This window comes from Natrinema longum (assembly GCF_017352095.1).
In the GTDB taxonomy this organism is placed as follows: domain Archaea; phylum Halobacteriota; class Halobacteria; order Halobacteriales; family Natrialbaceae; genus Natrinema; species Natrinema longum.
The window spans coordinates 1,912,273-1,926,825 of sequence record NZ_CP071463.1 but is presented as its reverse complement, the minus strand read 5'-3'; the positions used below and the strand labels follow the sequence as shown (position 1 = coordinate 1,926,825).

General features: G+C 62.7%; 14 protein-coding genes and 2 pseudogenes. 5 read left to right on the top strand and 11 right to left on the bottom strand.

The features are described from left to right. Window positions 1-161: 161 nt before the first annotated feature. Entirely contained in the window at window positions 162-668 is a 507-nt protein-coding gene (locus J0X27_RS09485) for an HPP family protein (protein ID WP_207268904.1), read from the top strand. 13 nt (window positions 669-681) lie between these two features. Here the strand turns inward: J0X27_RS09485 and J0X27_RS09480 are convergent, their stop codons facing one another. The 4 genes and pseudogenes from J0X27_RS09480 to J0X27_RS09465 all read right to left on the bottom strand — a co-directional run bounded on the left by J0X27_RS09480 (window position 682) and on the right by J0X27_RS09465 (window position 2,979). Then, window positions 682-1,128: a low molecular weight phosphatase family protein gene (locus tag J0X27_RS09480; RefSeq protein WP_207268903.1), complete on the bottom strand. Its 447-nt coding sequence runs from the start codon at window positions 1,126-1,128 to the stop codon at window positions 682-684. 33 nt (window positions 1,129-1,161) lie between these two features. Beyond that, window positions 1,162-2,321 (bottom strand): annotated as a pseudogene (arsB, locus tag J0X27_RS09475) (ACR3 family arsenite efflux transporter). Further along, on the bottom strand, window positions 2,314-2,712 hold the full coding sequence (locus tag J0X27_RS09470) for an ArsR/SmtB family transcription factor (protein WP_207268902.1): 399 nt from the start codon (window positions 2,710-2,712) through the stop codon (window positions 2,314-2,316). The pseudogene arsB and the gene J0X27_RS09470 overlap by 8 nt, the downstream one beginning before the upstream one ends. A 126-nt stretch (window positions 2,713-2,838) precedes the next feature. Next, window positions 2,839-2,979 carry a hypothetical protein gene (locus tag J0X27_RS09465; RefSeq protein ID WP_207268901.1) on the bottom strand — a complete coding sequence of 47 codons (141 nt, stop codon included), beginning with the start codon at window positions 2,977-2,979 and terminating at the stop codon, window positions 2,839-2,841. A gap of 180 nt (window positions 2,980-3,159) precedes the next feature. On the opposite strand from J0X27_RS09465, the gene J0X27_RS09460 reads away from it, so the two are divergent. Beyond that, window positions 3,160-3,483, top strand: coding sequence for a DsrE family protein (locus J0X27_RS09460; protein ID WP_207268900.1), 324 nt, complete (start codon window positions 3,160-3,162; stop codon window positions 3,481-3,483). Between the two features lie 33 nt (window positions 3,484-3,516). Here the strand turns inward: J0X27_RS09460 and J0X27_RS09455 are convergent, their stop codons facing one another. Further along, on the bottom strand, window positions 3,517-4,251 hold the full coding sequence (locus J0X27_RS09455) for a helix-turn-helix domain-containing protein (RefSeq protein WP_207268899.1): 735 nt from the start codon (window positions 4,249-4,251) through the stop codon (window positions 3,517-3,519). A gap of 89 nt (window positions 4,252-4,340) precedes the next feature. Between J0X27_RS09455 and J0X27_RS09450 the strand changes: the two genes are divergently transcribed. Both J0X27_RS09450 and J0X27_RS09445 read left to right on the top strand, forming a co-directional pair. Continuing rightward, window positions 4,341-5,453, top strand: a complete 1,113-nt coding sequence (locus J0X27_RS09450) for an MBL fold metallo-hydrolase (protein WP_207268898.1) — start codon at window positions 4,341-4,343, stop codon at window positions 5,451-5,453. Between the two features lie 3 nt (window positions 5,454-5,456). Further along, a complete protein-coding gene (locus J0X27_RS09445; protein ID WP_207268897.1) occupies window positions 5,457-6,746 on the top strand; it encodes an MFS transporter in 1,290 nt (429 codons plus the stop codon). Between the two features lie 133 nt (window positions 6,747-6,879). Here the strand turns inward: J0X27_RS09445 and J0X27_RS09440 are convergent, their stop codons facing one another. The 4 genes and pseudogenes from J0X27_RS09440 to J0X27_RS17900 form a co-directional block, all read right to left on the bottom strand. Further along, window positions 6,880-7,710, bottom strand: a complete 831-nt coding sequence (locus J0X27_RS09440; protein WP_207272064.1) for an IS5 family transposase — start codon at window positions 7,708-7,710, stop codon at window positions 6,880-6,882. A gap of 232 nt (window positions 7,711-7,942) precedes the next feature. Next, window positions 7,943-8,332 carry a ferredoxin Fer gene (gene fer / locus J0X27_RS09435; protein WP_097381681.1) on the bottom strand — a complete coding sequence of 130 codons (390 nt, stop codon included), beginning with the start codon at window positions 8,330-8,332 and terminating at the stop codon, window positions 7,943-7,945. 277 nt (window positions 8,333-8,609) lie between these two features. Then, window positions 8,610-9,791 (bottom strand): inorganic phosphate transporter, encoded by a 1,182-nt coding sequence (locus tag J0X27_RS09430; RefSeq protein ID WP_207268896.1) that lies wholly within the window; start codon window positions 9,789-9,791, stop codon window positions 8,610-8,612. 94 nt (window positions 9,792-9,885) lie between these two features. Further along, window positions 9,886-10,028 (bottom strand): annotated as a pseudogene (locus J0X27_RS17900) (universal stress protein); the annotation flags it as partial. Between the two features lie 82 nt (window positions 10,029-10,110). On the opposite strand from J0X27_RS17900, the gene hisA reads away from it, so the two are divergent. After that, window positions 10,111-10,875: a 1-(5-phosphoribosyl)-5-[(5-phosphoribosylamino)methylideneamino]imidazole-4-carboxamide isomerase gene (hisA, locus tag J0X27_RS09425; RefSeq protein WP_207268895.1), complete on the top strand. Its 765-nt coding sequence runs from the start codon at window positions 10,111-10,113 to the stop codon at window positions 10,873-10,875. Window positions 10,876-11,067: 192 nt separating this feature from the next. Here the strand turns inward: hisA and pheT are convergent, their stop codons facing one another. After that, on the bottom strand, window positions 11,068-12,831 hold the full coding sequence (gene pheT, locus J0X27_RS09420; protein WP_207268894.1) for a phenylalanine--tRNA ligase subunit beta: 1,764 nt from the start codon (window positions 12,829-12,831) through the stop codon (window positions 11,068-11,070). Beyond that, window positions 12,831-14,357, bottom strand: coding sequence for a phenylalanine--tRNA ligase subunit alpha (pheS, locus tag J0X27_RS09415; RefSeq protein ID WP_207268893.1), 1,527 nt, complete (start codon window positions 14,355-14,357; stop codon window positions 12,831-12,833). The genes pheT and pheS overlap by 1 nt, the downstream gene beginning before the upstream one ends. Window positions 14,358-14,553 lie beyond the last annotated feature (196 nt).

Genomic DNA, 14,553 nt, shown 5'->3' with positions numbered 1-14,553 from the left:
TCACGCCGTCGAGCCCAGCCAGGGAACGGGTCGTCATAACGCGCCCGTCACGGTCGTCGGAGAGGGAAATCGGCCCCGGCAGATGGTGGCGACGCGGTCGCCACTCGAGGAGAGTCGAAACAACGAACAGTATATCCGTCCGTGCTGACAAGGCGGCGATCATGAGAGAGGACGCGGCGTTTTCGACCCTGTACGTCGGCGTCCTGCTCGTAGTCCCGGGCCTGTTAGCCTGGGTGACCGGCCAGGCCCTGCTCTTTCCGAGTCTGGGGCCGTCCGCGTTCCTCCTGGCGACGGTTCGTGACGGAGAAGTCACCGCTGCGTGGCGAGTGATCGGTGGCCACTGTATCGGTGTCGTCGCCGGGCTCGTGGCGTATCACGCGATCGCCCCGGGGCTCGTGGTCGTTACGACCGAACCGATGCTCGCGACCGACCAGCTCCGGTTGGTCGCCAGCGGCGTTCTCGCCGTCGTCTTGACGTCGGGCGGGATGCTCGCGACCGAGACGGTCCACCCGCCTGCCTGTGCAACGACGCTGATCGTCGCGCTGGGCCTGCTCACCTCGATTCTCGAGGGTGGGCTCATCGTCCTCGCCGTCGTCGTCCTCGTTGGCGTCCACGAACTCCTGCTCCACGAGCGAACGTTCGGCGAGTACGTGCCGACCGGGCGCTAAGGGTCGTGATTCGTCAGGGGGCGTCGCTGAACTCGTCGAACAGCGCGACGACCCGCTCTTCGATCTCGTCGCGGATCTCTCGTACCGCCTCGAGGTCCCGTCCGTCGGGATCCTCGAGCGCCCAGTCGCGGACGTCGACGTCGCTCCCGACGTCGCCGACGTCGAGCGTCGAACAGCCCATCGTCGCGACGACGTCACACGAGCGGAGTTCCTCGAGCGTGATTTTCCGCGGCGTTCGCTCCGAGAGATCGAACCCGGCTTCCGCCGTGACTTCGATCACCTCCTCGTGGACGCGTTCGGCGGGAGCCGTGCCCCCGGTCAGGATCTCCACGCGGTCCTCGAGGCCGCGACGCTCGCGTTCGCGCTCGGCGAAGGCGGTCGACAGCTGGGAACGGCCGGCGTTCTGGACGCACATGAAGGCGATACGAATCGGGTCGTCGGAGTCGGTAGTGGTGGACATGATCGTGGGAGTACGAATGGGGTAGTGTGGTGGTCAGTCGTCGGTCGGTGATTCAGTCGTCGTCGCGTCGAGGCGACCGGTGTCGTGGCCGCGCCAGTCGAATTTTCGCTGGAAGTACAGCGCGACGTTGACCAGGGCGAGTAACACCGGCACCTCGATGAGCGGGCCAACGACGGTGGCGAACGCGACGCTCGAGCCGACGCCGAACACCGCCACGGCGACGGCGATGGCCAGTTCGAAGTTGTTCGATGCAGCCGTAAAGCCGATCGCGGTCGTCGTCGAGTAGTCGGCACCGATGCCCCGCCCCATACCGAAGCTCACGAGGAACATCACGACGAAGTAAATCGTCAGCGGGACGGCGATCAGGAGGACGTCACCCGGCGCGGCGATGATGTTCTCGCCCTGCGTGGCGAACATCACGACGACGGTAAACAGCAGCGCGACGAGCGTCACGGGATCTATTTTCGGCACGAACGCCTCGTCGTACCACTCCTTCCCTTTGGTCCGGGTGCCGACGTAGCGCGTGAGGATCCCGCCCGCAAAGGGAATGCCGAGGAAGATCACGATGGCGAAGAACACCTGCTCGGGCGAGACGTTGAACGTCGTGATCCCGTCGGCGAGCGCCTCCAGTCCCAGCAGCGGCGGGAGAAACAGGCCGAAGAACCAGACGTAGACACCGTAGGTGAGGATCTGGAAGAGACTGTTGAACGCGACCAGCCGGTCACGTACTCGGTCGAACCCTCCGCGAGTTCGTTCCAGACGAGCACCATCGCGATACACCGGGCCATCCCGATGAAGACGAGTCCGAGGAAGTACTCGGGACGAGCGGGCAGGCCGGGCACGAGTCCGCTGAAGAAGAACACCGCCAGCCCGAACATCAGCGTCGGCCCGATGAGCCAGTTCTGGACGAGGCTCAGTCCGAGCACGCGCCAGTTGCGAAAGACCGTCGGCAGCCGCGAGTAGTCCGCTTTCGCCAGCGGCGGGTACATCATCAACACGAGTCCGATCTCGACGAGATGGAAGTCCCGAATCGGCCCGGTCAGCGACGGCGCGACGTATCCGAGCCCGACGCCGACGGCCATCGCGGCGACGATCCAGAGGGTGAGATACTTGTCCAGAAACGCCATCGAACTCGGATCGCCACAACTCTCACAGCCACAGTCCGGTCCGTGCTCGTGAGTCGCGTTACTCATCGGTTACGCTCCCCTCGAGGACCGTCACGAGGGCGACCGCCCGGTTCGTCGCCCGGTATTTCTTCCAGCGGCCGTCCTTGTCGGCGTCGACGAGCCCCGCGTCGACGAGCGCCGAGAGCGCGTGGCTGAGTCCGCTCTCGCTGACGTCGACGACCGCGTTCAGTTCACAGACACAGAGCTCTTCCTCGGCCGCGACGAGAACGCGGACGAGCGTGTATCGGGTCTCGTTTGCCAGTGCCGAGAGCACGTCGAGTTCGGCCGAGACCCGATCACCACCGAGCGCTGCCTCGAGCGTCTCGAGTTCCTCGAGCCGCTGTTCGACGTCCTCGCTGCGACACACCTCGAGTTCGTCCTCGAGATACCGCCGTAACCGGTCCGTCGCTTGTGCCATCGGCATATAGTTGAGAGATTTCTCAATTAATAGTTTCGGTCGGGATCTATATACCGGATGGTTCTGGCATATAGTCGATTCGGGCGGGAAAGCAGATCTAGCGGAGTAAGTTAATTGAACGATTGGTCAACCACGGTGGGCCGGTATCCCCTGCATCAGTCCCGTTCGACGGGTACGGGAGCCGTTGAACGGCAGGAACACGCCCTCGCTGGAACTGACTTCGACGCCGATCTCGTAACTAATATGCGCTCCGTATTCAGCAGACATCCCGAAACCGATCACCGACGGAGGGTTTCAACGAGGCCGTAGTAGCGTATCGGACTCAGCATCCGTTCTTGAACGCTTCAACGTGACTCTGACCCGTTCTCCATGATAATTAGTGGTCGTGGTTTCCCCTGTGAGAGAATCACCACCAGGGCCCAAGTAACGCACTACCGAAGCTTTCGTATGCACCTTGGTATCATCCTGGAGACCAACGACCCTGAGCGTGTCTGGAACGCGTTCCGTCTCGCAAACACGGCGCTTGATTCGGATCAGACAGTCGAAGTCTTTCTCCTCGGCGATGGCGTCGAGGCACCGGACCTGGAACACCAGAAGTTCAATCCACACGGCGTGATGCGCAAGTACGTCCAAAACGGGGGACAGCGCTACGCCTGCGGGACGTGTCTCGATTCTCGCGACCTCGAAGCGGACGACCTCAGGCCTCGTGCAACGATGGAAGACTGTCTCCGAATCATCGAGAAGGCAGATAAGGTGCTTACTATCGGTTAGTCAAAGACTCTGTTTCCGAAGACACACGTTCAGTTAGTCGGCAGCCTGGTCCGCCTGCCCTGTCTTTTTTATTTGTAGCGGATCGGCCGACGAGGTCGCGGTGACCAGTCGCAAGAACTGTCCCGCGTTGGTGAGCAGTTTGTTCTCTGCCTTTCGAAGGTGTTCCTCGTACGTCGATCGAGCAACGGCCGTCCGATCGGCTAAGTCCCGGAGCGACGTCTTCCGTGGTTGTTCGTAGTATCCACTTTCGAGCGCCAGTCGAAGCGCCGCCATCTGCCGTTCGGTCACGTCTTCGAACAACTGATCGACCGGAGCCAACATACTGTGAGGGATTTGCTGTTCCGTAATCGCCGTCTTCGAGAGCACTTCGATATCACGGTCGGCCTCCAAATCGTGATGGAGCGCCTGAATATCACTCTCGTCGAACGCGATGATCGTATAGTGCTCCCAGCCCTGGCGATGAATCGTCGGCGGCTGGTACAGGCAATTGTACTCCTCGAACCGTTCGATGATCGAGCCCTCTAACGAACAGAGACAGGACTGCGTGACGACGTGGAGGCCGGACTCGTCGATCGATCTGTGGAGGATCGTCCCCAACTGATCGATTTCCTCGAGTAATTCGTCGGCCGGAGATTCCGAGGAGGTGATTTCGATCACTTGGCAGTCGCTCAGGTACCACTCACGGATCGTGAGGTCCGGGTACTGCTCCGAGATTTCTCGGTACGGACACTCGTGTTTGACCCGAAACGAGGCCTCGTAAAGGCTCATACACGTAGAAATGGTCTGAAGAAAATTAACGGTGCCGGTCATGTCCCGCACTACCCATATTCTACTACTTCTCGTACGAGTGACTACCGATGTCAGAGATACGCCCTGAAAAGCTCAGTGAACGGTTACAGGCCGGCGACGACGGCCTGCTCGTGCTTGATATTCGCCACGAAGAGGAGTACGACGACTGGCATATTCCGGACAGCGTTAACGTCGACGTCTACGACCAACTAACCGACGACCCGAACGCGGCAAAGGACGCCCTCGGAGACCTTCCAGATGGGATGGAGATCGTTACCGTCTGTACTGCAGGCATCGTGTCGCAAACCGCAACGGACGTGCTGCAGGAACTCGAGTACGACGCCGAGACGCTCACGGACGGGATGAACGGCTGGAGTCGTGTCCACCGGCACGCACCCGTTCCTGTCGATCTCGATGACACGCTCGTTCAGGTTGCACGTCCGGGGAAAGGCTGCCTCTCGCACGTCCTCATCTCGGACGGAGACGCCGTCGTGTTCGATCCGTCGCAGTATCTCGAGGAATACGAAGCGATTCTCGAGGACTACGACGCCGAACTCGTTGGCGTCTTCGACACGCACGCACACGCAGACCACGTTTCGGGCGCTGGGGAACTCGCCGACCGTCACGGCGTGCCGTACTATCTCCATCCCGAGGACGCGCTCGCTATCGACGCAACGCCCGTCGAGGAGGGGCAAACCGTGACGGTCGGCCAGCTCGATCTCGAGGTCATCCACACGCCGGGACACAGCGAGGGGAGCGTCTCGTTCGATATCGGTGGTGCAGCGTTAATTACGGGGGATACGCTCTTCCACACGAGCGTGGGTCGCGTCGAACTCGGCGTCGAAGCCGGGATCGAAGACGCCGACATCGAAGGAAACGCCGCGACGCTCTACGAGAGCCTCCAGCGGTTGCTGGACCGATCGGACGACACTGTCGTCTTACCGGCGCACGATCCTGGCTCTCCCGATCCGCCGGTGACGGCGACCCTCGGCGAGGTGAGAGAACGGAACGAGGATCTCGAACGCGACCGTGAGGAATTCGTCCGAGAACTCGCTTCGGACATCCCGGAACATCCGCCGAATTTCGAGCGCGTCAAGCGAACGAACGTCGGTCAGGAATCGATTCCTGCAGACGAACTGGCCGATTTGGAACTGGGGCCCAACAACTGCGCGGCCGAGTAATCGATGGGTACGACAACTGAACTCAAGCAGGGGATCCGCGAGCACCTCGGACAGTTCTCTTTGCACGTTCTGTTAGTGTTCGCCACCGGGCTGACTATCGGGTCCGAGCGCACCGTCGTGCCCGTTCTGGGCGAGGACGTACTCGGCGTCGAGTCCTTTCTGGTCATCGGCTCGTTCGTCGCCTCGTTCGGGTTCGTCAAGGCCTTGCTCAACCTCTACGCCGGGAAGTGGGGCGAAGAGTACGGCCGCAAGCCAGTCCTCATCCTCGGGTGGGCAACCGCGTTGCCCCTCCCGGTTATTCTCATCGTCGCTCCCAGTTGGGGCTGGATCACGGTCGGGAACATCCTCCTCGGCATCAACCAGGCACTGACCTGGAGCATGGCGATCAACGCCAAAATCGACCTCGCAGGTCCCGACCAGCGCGGTCTCGCAGTCGGTATCGACGAGGCGTTTGGCTACTCCGGCGTCGCCGTCGGTGCGTGGATTACGGGCGTCATCGCTGGCCAGTGGAGTCTCCGTCCCGAACCGTTCTACTTCCTCGCGGTGGTCGTCGTGCTGGCGTTCCTCATCTCGATCTTCCTGATCACGGAAACCGTCCAGTACGCACAGGCCGAAGGTGACGATGATCACCACGATGCGAATCTCCCGTTTCGCGAGGTGCTGAAGCGAGCAACGTACGGGGACAGGACCTTGTTCGCCGCGGCACAGGCTGGTCACATCGAGAACTTCGTCGATACCCTGTTCTGGATCGCAGTGCCGCTGTATCTCACGAGCCAGGGGCTCGGCATCGCAGCAGTCGGTGTCGTCGTCGGCGTCCACAGCGCGATGTATTTCCTCCAGATCGCGACCGGAGGGCTTGCAGACCGTATCGGCCGCCGCCCTCCCGTGATCTGGGGAATGTTCCTCGCAGGGGCCGGCGTCCTCGGGATGGTGTTCGTCGATGGGTATCTCCCGTGGGCCGCTCTGGCCGCCGCCTCCGGGTTGGGTATGGCGTTGCTGTATCCAAACCTGATGACGGTCCCTAGCGACGCAGCCCACCCGACGTGGCGGTCGGCTGGAATGGGCGTGTACCGGATGTGGCGGGACTCCGGCTACGGAGTCGGTGCGATCTCGATCGGCCTCTCGATGCAGTTCGTGAACGCCGAGGCTGCGTTCTACATGACTGCGATCCTGATGTTCATCTCCGGGGCGATCGTGTACGTCTGGATGGAGGAGACCCACCCCGATTTCGGCACACACGAGCCACCTTCCCCTGCGACAGAAACGCCGACCCGGGCAGTGTCTGAAGACTAGATTTCGGTGGAAATCGCTTCAGCTGGGTGCTGACTATGCCGTATACCCCCTCTCGTTCGATCGATGCTAAATTTGAGAGAGCGGTGCTGAATACACGCCTCCGGTCTTGTTTAGACGGTGGAAATCATCTGAGTTAGGCCCTGAGCGATTGTTCAATGTTTCTGACGGCGGCCTTAAGGACGAGTTCTCGGAACTGTCCAAACCACGTTCTTGCCTTAAGTGTTGAACCGAATCGCTTGCGCAACGCGAAAAACATCGATTCTGCGATAGATCGTTGATGGTAGGTTTCATCATCAATCCGAGCATTGTGTGCGGCGTCCAGCGAATAGAACTCACGATGCTTGATCACCGGTCTAATCCCCTCATTTCGCAGCATCTGCCGAAGTTCATCCCAATCAAACCCTTTGTCAGCAACGATAGTTTCCACGTTGCTGAGGTTTCTTTTCAGGACTTGCCACGCAATCTGCGTGTCGTGTGGTAGGTTCATCGAGCAGTGTACGTCGAGAATAGCTCGCGTAGAACAGTCTACGAGAATAGTGGCTTTGACCGACTCAAACGTTCCTTTGACGCGCTTTGCGTAGTTATGGCTGGACGAGCGATGAGCGATGCTGGTTGAGTCGATTGCTTGTACCTCTCCGGTATCGAACAGTTCCGCCGACAGCTGCAACAGCATCCGCCAGACGGGCATCTTGAGATCTTGTTTTCGAGCACAAACGGTGGTGAAGTCCGGCAGCTCATCCGGTGAAAGGCCGAGTTTGGCGACAATAGCAGGCATTTCTCGAAGAACGTCTAGCAACCGTCGGTAGGAGTGATCGAGGTATTCTCGAAGACCGTGGATCGCTACGATCACCCAATCAGCGTAGCCATCTTTTCCTTTGCTGAGAGGTTCTGTTGAACCGCTTCCGACAGCTTTTTGAGACAATTCGACGCATCGTTCGGTGAAGCGGGCCAGTTTGGAGTGCACATCCACCTGTGCTCGCTTCATTTCCTAGAATTCCCGACATAGAGGCAATATTACTAGCGTCTAAACACGGCCCACGCCTCCCATCACCTGCTCGTCCCAAGTCATAGAGAGACACACCACCGTTTCGACTGTCGAGCAACCGAGGGAGCAGTGTCGCTATCGAAGGCGCAAAAACATGAGACCGAGGTGATGAACCGCGCCCCGGCTGTTACCAATCGTTAACTGCTGTTGCTTAGATGACGCGGTTCTGCAGGTAGTCGAGGTGCTTTGCGTTGTAGACGATCTTGACCTCGTCGGTCTCGGCCGATCCGATGCAGGTCAAGCGGACGTTTTTGTCCTCGACTTCCTCGTCCGAGAGGATCTGCTGCATGTCCATCTCGATCTCGCCCTCGAAGACGATCGCGGCACAGTTCGCACAGGCACCGGCGCGACACGAGAAGGGCCAGTCGTAGCCCTGTGCTTCGGCCGCCTCGAGGATGTATTCGCCCTCGGCGACGTCGAGCGTGCCGTAGTCCTCATCGTCGAGGCCAGCGTCGGCAGCCTGTTCGAAGAGGTCGTCGTCGTCCATGTCCCAGCCCTGATCGTCCAGTACTTCGTAGTTGAGGTATTCTACCGTGGGCATCATCCGGCGATTCGAGTCCCGCACTGGTATAGCTTGCTGTTCAGTCCTAAATTGTCTTTGAGCCGGAATTGACCAATTCGAAGGCAAGAATTCGATAGTTCGTTACAAGAATAGTGGGCAAACGGAAGAGAAAAAGAAATGTCCGAACGTATTCGTAGGGACGGCGTATCCCTTGCCGGATCTAAAATATCTGATGCCTCTCCCCGTTCGCTCCCGTCGAGGGGGCGATAGGGGGCCGTTACGACAGCGAGCCGGTCTCGAGGTGTTCGCCAACCGATTAGAACCCGAAGACCGGGACGAATCGGAAGGTGAGGTAGGCTCCGACCGTCGAGATGGCCGGTACGACGTTTTGCATGAGGATCACACGGGCCGTCGTCGAGGGATCGAACAGGTCCGACGCTTTCGGGATGTCCGCCGGCTCTTCCTCGCCGATCTTGGGGGAGCGTTCACCTTCCTCATCGGCGGTCAGTGCGCCGACCGAGACGCGGGTCTCCTCGCCGGCTCTGACACCGGACAGCGTCGTCGTGCGGGTCGCTCGTCCCCAGCCCAGCCCGACGATACTCATCGTCGCGATGACGACGAAGCTCGCGGGGATGCCGATCGACGAGAGACCGATGACGATCCCCGAACTGATGACGGCGACGACGATCGCGGCCGTCAGCGGAAGGTGCGTGATGTCGTTGCCGAGGGTGTCGAGGGTGCGGCGAGCGATGGTGAAACAGCCGACCGCGACCGCCGCCGAGCCGATCAGGATCAGCGGCACCATATCGACGTCACCGGTCCCGTAGATCGGCGCGATCGCGTTGGCGATGTTGCTCGTCCCCGACGAGAATCCCATCAGACAGCCGATCGCAACGACGACCAGCGCACCGGTGATCTCCCGCCGATTGGCGTCGACCCCGAACTGGAGTCGCGGGACGAGTCCCGACCGATCGACCGAGACCATCGGTCGGCCGCCCTCTTTGCTTTCGATCGCGACCCAGGCGTTGATCCGGGGGTAGAAGTACCGGCCGACGACGCCGGCGACCCAGAACCCGAGGATCGGCGCGACGATCCACCAGACGGCGATCTCGCCGAGTATATCCCAGTTGAGTTCGCCCGTTGCGAGCCCGAGCGCGGCGATCGCCCCGACTGCAGTCATCGACGTCGACGCGGGAACGCCCGCGTAGTTGCCGACGAACAACGCGCCGCCGATAAAGAAGAGCACGGCGACGTTCGATCGGAGCGTAAAGATCGACGTGTCGTTGACGAGATCCGTACCGAGCGTATCGACGACGTTCGGGCCGATGGTGTAGGCTCCGATGAAGAAGAAGACAGACATCAGCCCGGCAGCCATCACCTTCGTGATCACGTTCGCGCCGACGGCTGGGCCGAAGGCGGGACCGGTCGTCGATCCGCCAATATTGTAGCCGACGAAGATCGCGGTGAGGATCCCGACGATAAGTAGTACTTCCGGCACGTTCGATAGTCATGCGATCCGACCGTAAAAGCGCGCCTATTCGCGTCAGCGTCGGCAACCATCAGTCAGTGGGACCGTTCGAACTGCACTCCACTCACCGAACGACTACGACCGGCACCGGCGACCGGCGAACGGGCATTTCAGCGACGTTCCCGACGAACAGCCGTTCCGCGACGGTTCCCCGTGACTGCCGATCACGACCGTCTCGTACTCATCAGCGCGAGGAACGTTACTGCGGGCGCGAACGCGGACAGTGGAAGGACGGTGGTCGTTCGGCGAAACCGTCGCTTTTACTCGCGCCGGCCTCGCCCACTCGAGTATGAACGACGACGCGAGCGGTCGGTTCGGGAGCTTCGAGGTGATTCCGGCGGTCGACATCCAGGACGGCGAGGTCGTCCAGCTCGTCCAGGGAGAGCGGGGGACGGAGACGACCTACGGCGATCCCGTCGAGGCGGCCCGGCGGTGGATCGACGCCGGCGCGACGACGCTCCACCTCGTCGACCTCGACGGCGCGTTCGAGGGTGAACGGGCGAACGCCGACGCCATCGACGCGGTGATCGACGCCGTCGACGTGCCGACCCAGCTCGGCGGTGGGATCCGCACCGCCGAGGGTGCGATCGATCTGCTCGAGCGGGGCGTCGACCGCGTCATCCTCGGCACTGCAGCAGTCGAACACCCCGAGATCGTCGCCGAAATCAGCGAGACCCACCCCGACAGCGTGGTCGTCAGCCTCGACGCGAAAGACGGCGAGGTCGTCGTCGAGGGATGGACCGAAGGCGCGGGAATCAGTCCGGTCGAGGCCGCCGAACGCTACGCGGAGCTCGGGGCCGCCGCGATCCTCTTTACGAACGTCGACGTCGAGGGGCGACTCGAGGGCGTCGCGACCGACCCCGTCCGCGAACTGGTCGCGGCGACGGATATCCCCGTGATCGCCAGCGGCGGCGTCGCGACGCTCGCGGACGTGCGAGAGCTGGCGGACGCCGGTGCCGCTGCGGTCGTCGTCGGCAGCGCGCTCTACGAGGGGAACTTCACGCTCGCGGAGACACAGGCCGCGGTCGACGCCGACGACGGTAGTAGCCGTTGAAACGATTGACGCACTAATCGCAACGCTGTCGCGCGATTAGATGTGCAGTGACCTTCGGTGGCTACTATCGGTTCCCGCGCCACGAGTCTTCGCACGACAGCCCCTGCTTCTGGCGTTCGTCGCGACGCCCGCGGTCAGCGGAGTCCCTCGAGACAGCCGGCCGAAAAAGAACCGCTCGCTTCGTTCCCGGCCCTATCGGAGCGCCTCGAGGTCGAACTCGAAGGCCGACACCGGCACCTCGAGGTCGTGTTCGACGAGCACCTTCGGGTGGACCTCGCCGATGACGCCGACTTCCTCGCCGTCGATGACGACCGCCGCGGTTCGACCCGAAATGAAGGTCGGGTGGTCGGTGGGGGGCGTCTCGAGGTCGACGTCGAAGTTGCGGGCGAGCGCCTGCAGCCGTGCCTTGGCGTCCTCGTAGCCGGCGTCGTGGTGGGCGAGGACGGCCCCGACGCGGCGACCCTCGCTGACGCCGGTGTTTTCGCTCTCGTCGACCGCGGCCGCGAAGCCGATCTCGGCGAGGTTCTGCGGGTACGAGCGGTGGGTGTTGCGCTCGAGGACCATCAACAGCGACGGCATGACCCAGGTCCGCAGCATGGTGAAGTCCTCGCTGTAGGGCTCTTTGATCGTCGCCGGCTCGCCGGCCCCGTAGACGTCGTCACCGGGGGCCACGTCGAGCCGGTCGTAGTTCTCTTCCTCGCTGATCATGTGGAAGTTCAGCAGGTCCTCGAAGCCCAGGCCGACGAGGCCCTCACGGACCGCGCGCTCGAGTCGGGAGCGCTCGTGGCGGCCGCCGACGGTCCCCACGTCGGGGTAGCGAGGCTCGAGTTCGTTGAAGCCGTAGGCCCGCCCGAGGTCGTCGATGACGTCCAGCGGGTGGAGCACGTCGACGCGGTAGGGCGGGATAGTGACCTCGTAGACGAGATCGGCGTTCTCGTTCTCTTCTTTCGCCGCCTCGAGCCCCGACCGCTCGGCGAGGTCGATCACGTCGTCGGGATCGAGCCCGATGCCGAGGATGGTCTCGATGCGGTCGTGGGCGACCGTCTTCGTCTTCATCGAGAGGTCGGGCCGGACGAGCTCGCGTCCGCCGGACGCAGTCCGGCTCCCGTTCGAGTCCGCGTTCGCGGACTCGCTATCCGGATACTCGACCGTCACCTCCTCGAGCGTGGCTCCCCGAGCCGACAGCGCGTAGCAGACGATGTTCAGCATCTTGTCGATCGTCCACTGATCGGTGCCGGTCATCTCGACGAACAGGTCCCGCGAGTCCGTCGACACCTCGGTGCGCCGGCCGTTGATGACCGGCGGGAACGAGAACAGACCGATGCTGTCGTAGATCGCGGGATAGCGGTCGTACTCGCTGACGAGATCGGCGTAGGTCTGGCCCGTCCCGTGGTCCTCGAGCACGTCCGCCGGCGTCATCTCCTGATCGGAGTCGAGGGGGACGAACCGGTCCTCGTCCGGTTCGACGCCGACGTACTGGATCGTCGGGTTGCCCTCCGTCGCAGCGGTGCCCTTCAGCATCGTCAGGTCGTGGATCCCGATCGCACCCTTCGCGCGCTTGCGGCCCATCGTCGCGTGGAGCTTCTCCTGGAGTTGGATGAGCGACTCGAGGGCCTCCTCGTCGAGATCGACGTCGCGGATCACCGCGCCGGTGACGTATGGACGCTCGTCGGGGACCGACGCCGCGACCTCGATCGTCCAGTCGGGAGAGTTGGGCGAGGGGACGTGTACCCCGCGTGCGTCGCCGTACTGGTAGCGCATCGAGCGGGCGACGCCCTCGACGGAGAGTCGATCGAGCCGGTCGGGTGCGAACTCGAGTTCGAACTCGCCGTCCTCCGTCCGTCCCTCGAACTCGAGGCCGAGCCCGAACAGGTCTTCCTGTAGCTCTTCGTCGCTCTTCTCGTCGTGGCCGGTCAGGTCACGCAGTTCGTCGGGGTCGATATCGACCGTGGGCATCAGTAGGTCACCTCCGTTTCGCGCAGCAGTTCCAGGTCACACAGCGTCCCGTGGATGTCGCGGATGTCCTCGAAGCCGTACATCAGCATGAGCAGTCGCTCGAGAGCGAGTCCCCAGGCCATCACGTCACACTCGACGCCCAGCGGCTCGAGCATCTCCTCGCGGAAGATCCCCGAGTTGCCGATCTCGACGAGTTCGCCGGTCGTCGGGTGGGTGCCAAACAGCTCGAAACTCGGCTCCGTGTAGGGGTTGTAGTGGGGTTTGAACTGGATGTCCGTGATCCCGAACTGGGCGTAGAACTCCTCGAAGGTTCCCATCAGATCGCGCACCGAGAGGTCCTCGGCCATCACCCAGCCCTCGATCTGGAAGAACTCGAGCAGATGCGTCGGGTCGAGCGTGTCGTTGCGGTACACCTTCTCGACGCTGAAGTACCGCTGTGGCGGCTCGAGATCGCCGATCTCCTCGCCGGAGAGATAGCGCGTCGACAGCGACGTGGTGTGCCCGCGCAGCGCGAGCGCCCGCGCGAAGTCCTCGTCCCACGGCGAGTGATACCCCTCGCCGTCCGGGCCGACGCCTTCTTTGTGGGCGCGCTCGACGCGGTCGACGAGGTCGTCGGGGAGGTCGTCGATGTGGGTCGGCTGCTCGAGGGCGAACCGGTCCCAGTGGGTGCGTGCGGGATGGTCCTGGGGCATGAACAGGCAGTCGTTGATCCAGAAGTCCGCGTCGACGTGGGGGCCTTCCATCTCCTGGAAGCCCATGCCGACGAGGACGTCTTTGACGCGCTCGGCAGTCTGGCGCAGGATGTGGACCTTGCCGCCGTCGAAGCGCTCGGCGTCGGCCTCGACGTTGTACTCGGAGAACTCGACGTCCTCCCACTCGCCGCTGGTGAGTAGCTCCGGCGTGACCTGACCGACCGTCTCGGCCGTCTCGATCCCCGCCATCAGCTCCGTCACCGCGCGCTCGGTCAGGGTTACCTCGCGGACCGTCGACTCGCGGCGCTCGAGCAGGCCGCGGCGCTCGAGCTGGTCGATAATGTCCTCGTCGACGGCGACGCTATCGACCGGCGCATCGTCCACGTCGTCGAGCGCCGCGAGCGCGTTCGCCTCCGCGTCGGCGTCCGGATCCGCGTCGGCATCGGCGGTGAGCTCGCCGCTGTCGATGACGCCGTAGCCCTTGCGCGCGTAGTTCGAGAGCGCGATGTCGACCGCACCGCCCTCAAGCCCCGACGCACCGATGACCTGCCCCATCGAGACGGGGTCGGCGTCGGCACCGGCCTCGAGGGCGGCCTCGTAGAGTCGGATCTCGGGCAGTCCCGTCTCGGCGTAGTCGTGTCCCTCGTCGGTGAGCGTGACCGTTTCGTCGACGCGTTCGCTGACGGCGACCAGTCCCTCGTCCTCGAGTTCGAAGACGGCCCCGGTGACGGTTTCGGGCGGGAGTTCGGTCGCCGCGGCGAGGGCGTCGACGGACGTTGCCTCGTCCGCGTTCGCGGTCTCCAAGACCGCGACCTGTTGTGCTGGCAGTTGCATTCGCTTGTTCGTATCCCTGCGTGTCGGTTAGTTAGCGGTTCCGATACTGTGCGGGGACGGCTCCCCGCTGGGGCCTCGAACGGTCGGTTTCGCCGCGAGCACTCGATGTGAGGGCTCGCGAGTCCACCGGCCCGGGTCACCGGGCGAAGAAGAAACCGAATCCCGATCGCGGTCGCTGTGGTCGGGTGCCGTCACT

Excerpts from the sequence above, each read along its gene's own strand:
- J0X27_RS09485 (WP_207268904.1), top strand. The coding sequence starts at position 162 with ATGAGAGAGGACGCGGCGTTTTCGACCCTGTACGTCGGCGTCCTGCTC.
- J0X27_RS09480 (WP_207268903.1), bottom strand. The coding sequence starts at position 1,128 with ATGTCCACCACTACCGACTCCGACGACCCGATTCGTATCGCCTTCATG.
- J0X27_RS09470 (WP_207268902.1), bottom strand. The coding sequence starts at position 2,712 with ATGGCACAAGCGACGGACCGGTTACGGCGGTATCTCGAGGACGAACTC.
- J0X27_RS09465 (WP_207268901.1), bottom strand. The coding sequence starts at position 2,979 with ATGTCTGCTGAATACGGAGCGCATATTAGTTACGAGATCGGCGTCGAA.
- J0X27_RS09460 (WP_207268900.1), top strand. The coding sequence starts at position 3,160 with ATGCACCTTGGTATCATCCTGGAGACCAACGACCCTGAGCGTGTCTGG.
- J0X27_RS09455 (WP_207268899.1), bottom strand. The coding sequence starts at position 4,251 with ATGAGCCTTTACGAGGCCTCGTTTCGGGTCAAACACGAGTGTCCGTAC.
- J0X27_RS09450 (WP_207268898.1), top strand. The coding sequence starts at position 4,341 with ATGTCAGAGATACGCCCTGAAAAGCTCAGTGAACGGTTACAGGCCGGC.
- J0X27_RS09445 (WP_207268897.1), top strand. The coding sequence starts at position 5,457 with ATGGGTACGACAACTGAACTCAAGCAGGGGATCCGCGAGCACCTCGGA.
- fer (WP_097381681.1), bottom strand. The coding sequence starts at position 8,332 with ATGCCCACGGTAGAATACCTCAACTACGAAGTACTGGACGATCAGGGC.
- hisA (WP_207268895.1), top strand. The coding sequence starts at position 10,111 with ATGAACGACGACGCGAGCGGTCGGTTCGGGAGCTTCGAGGTGATTCCG.
- pheT (WP_207268894.1), bottom strand. The coding sequence starts at position 12,831 with ATGCCCACGGTCGATATCGACCCCGACGAACTGCGTGACCTGACCGGC.
- pheS (WP_207268893.1), bottom strand. The coding sequence starts at position 14,357 with ATGCAACTGCCAGCACAACAGGTCGCGGTCTTGGAGACCGCGAACGCG.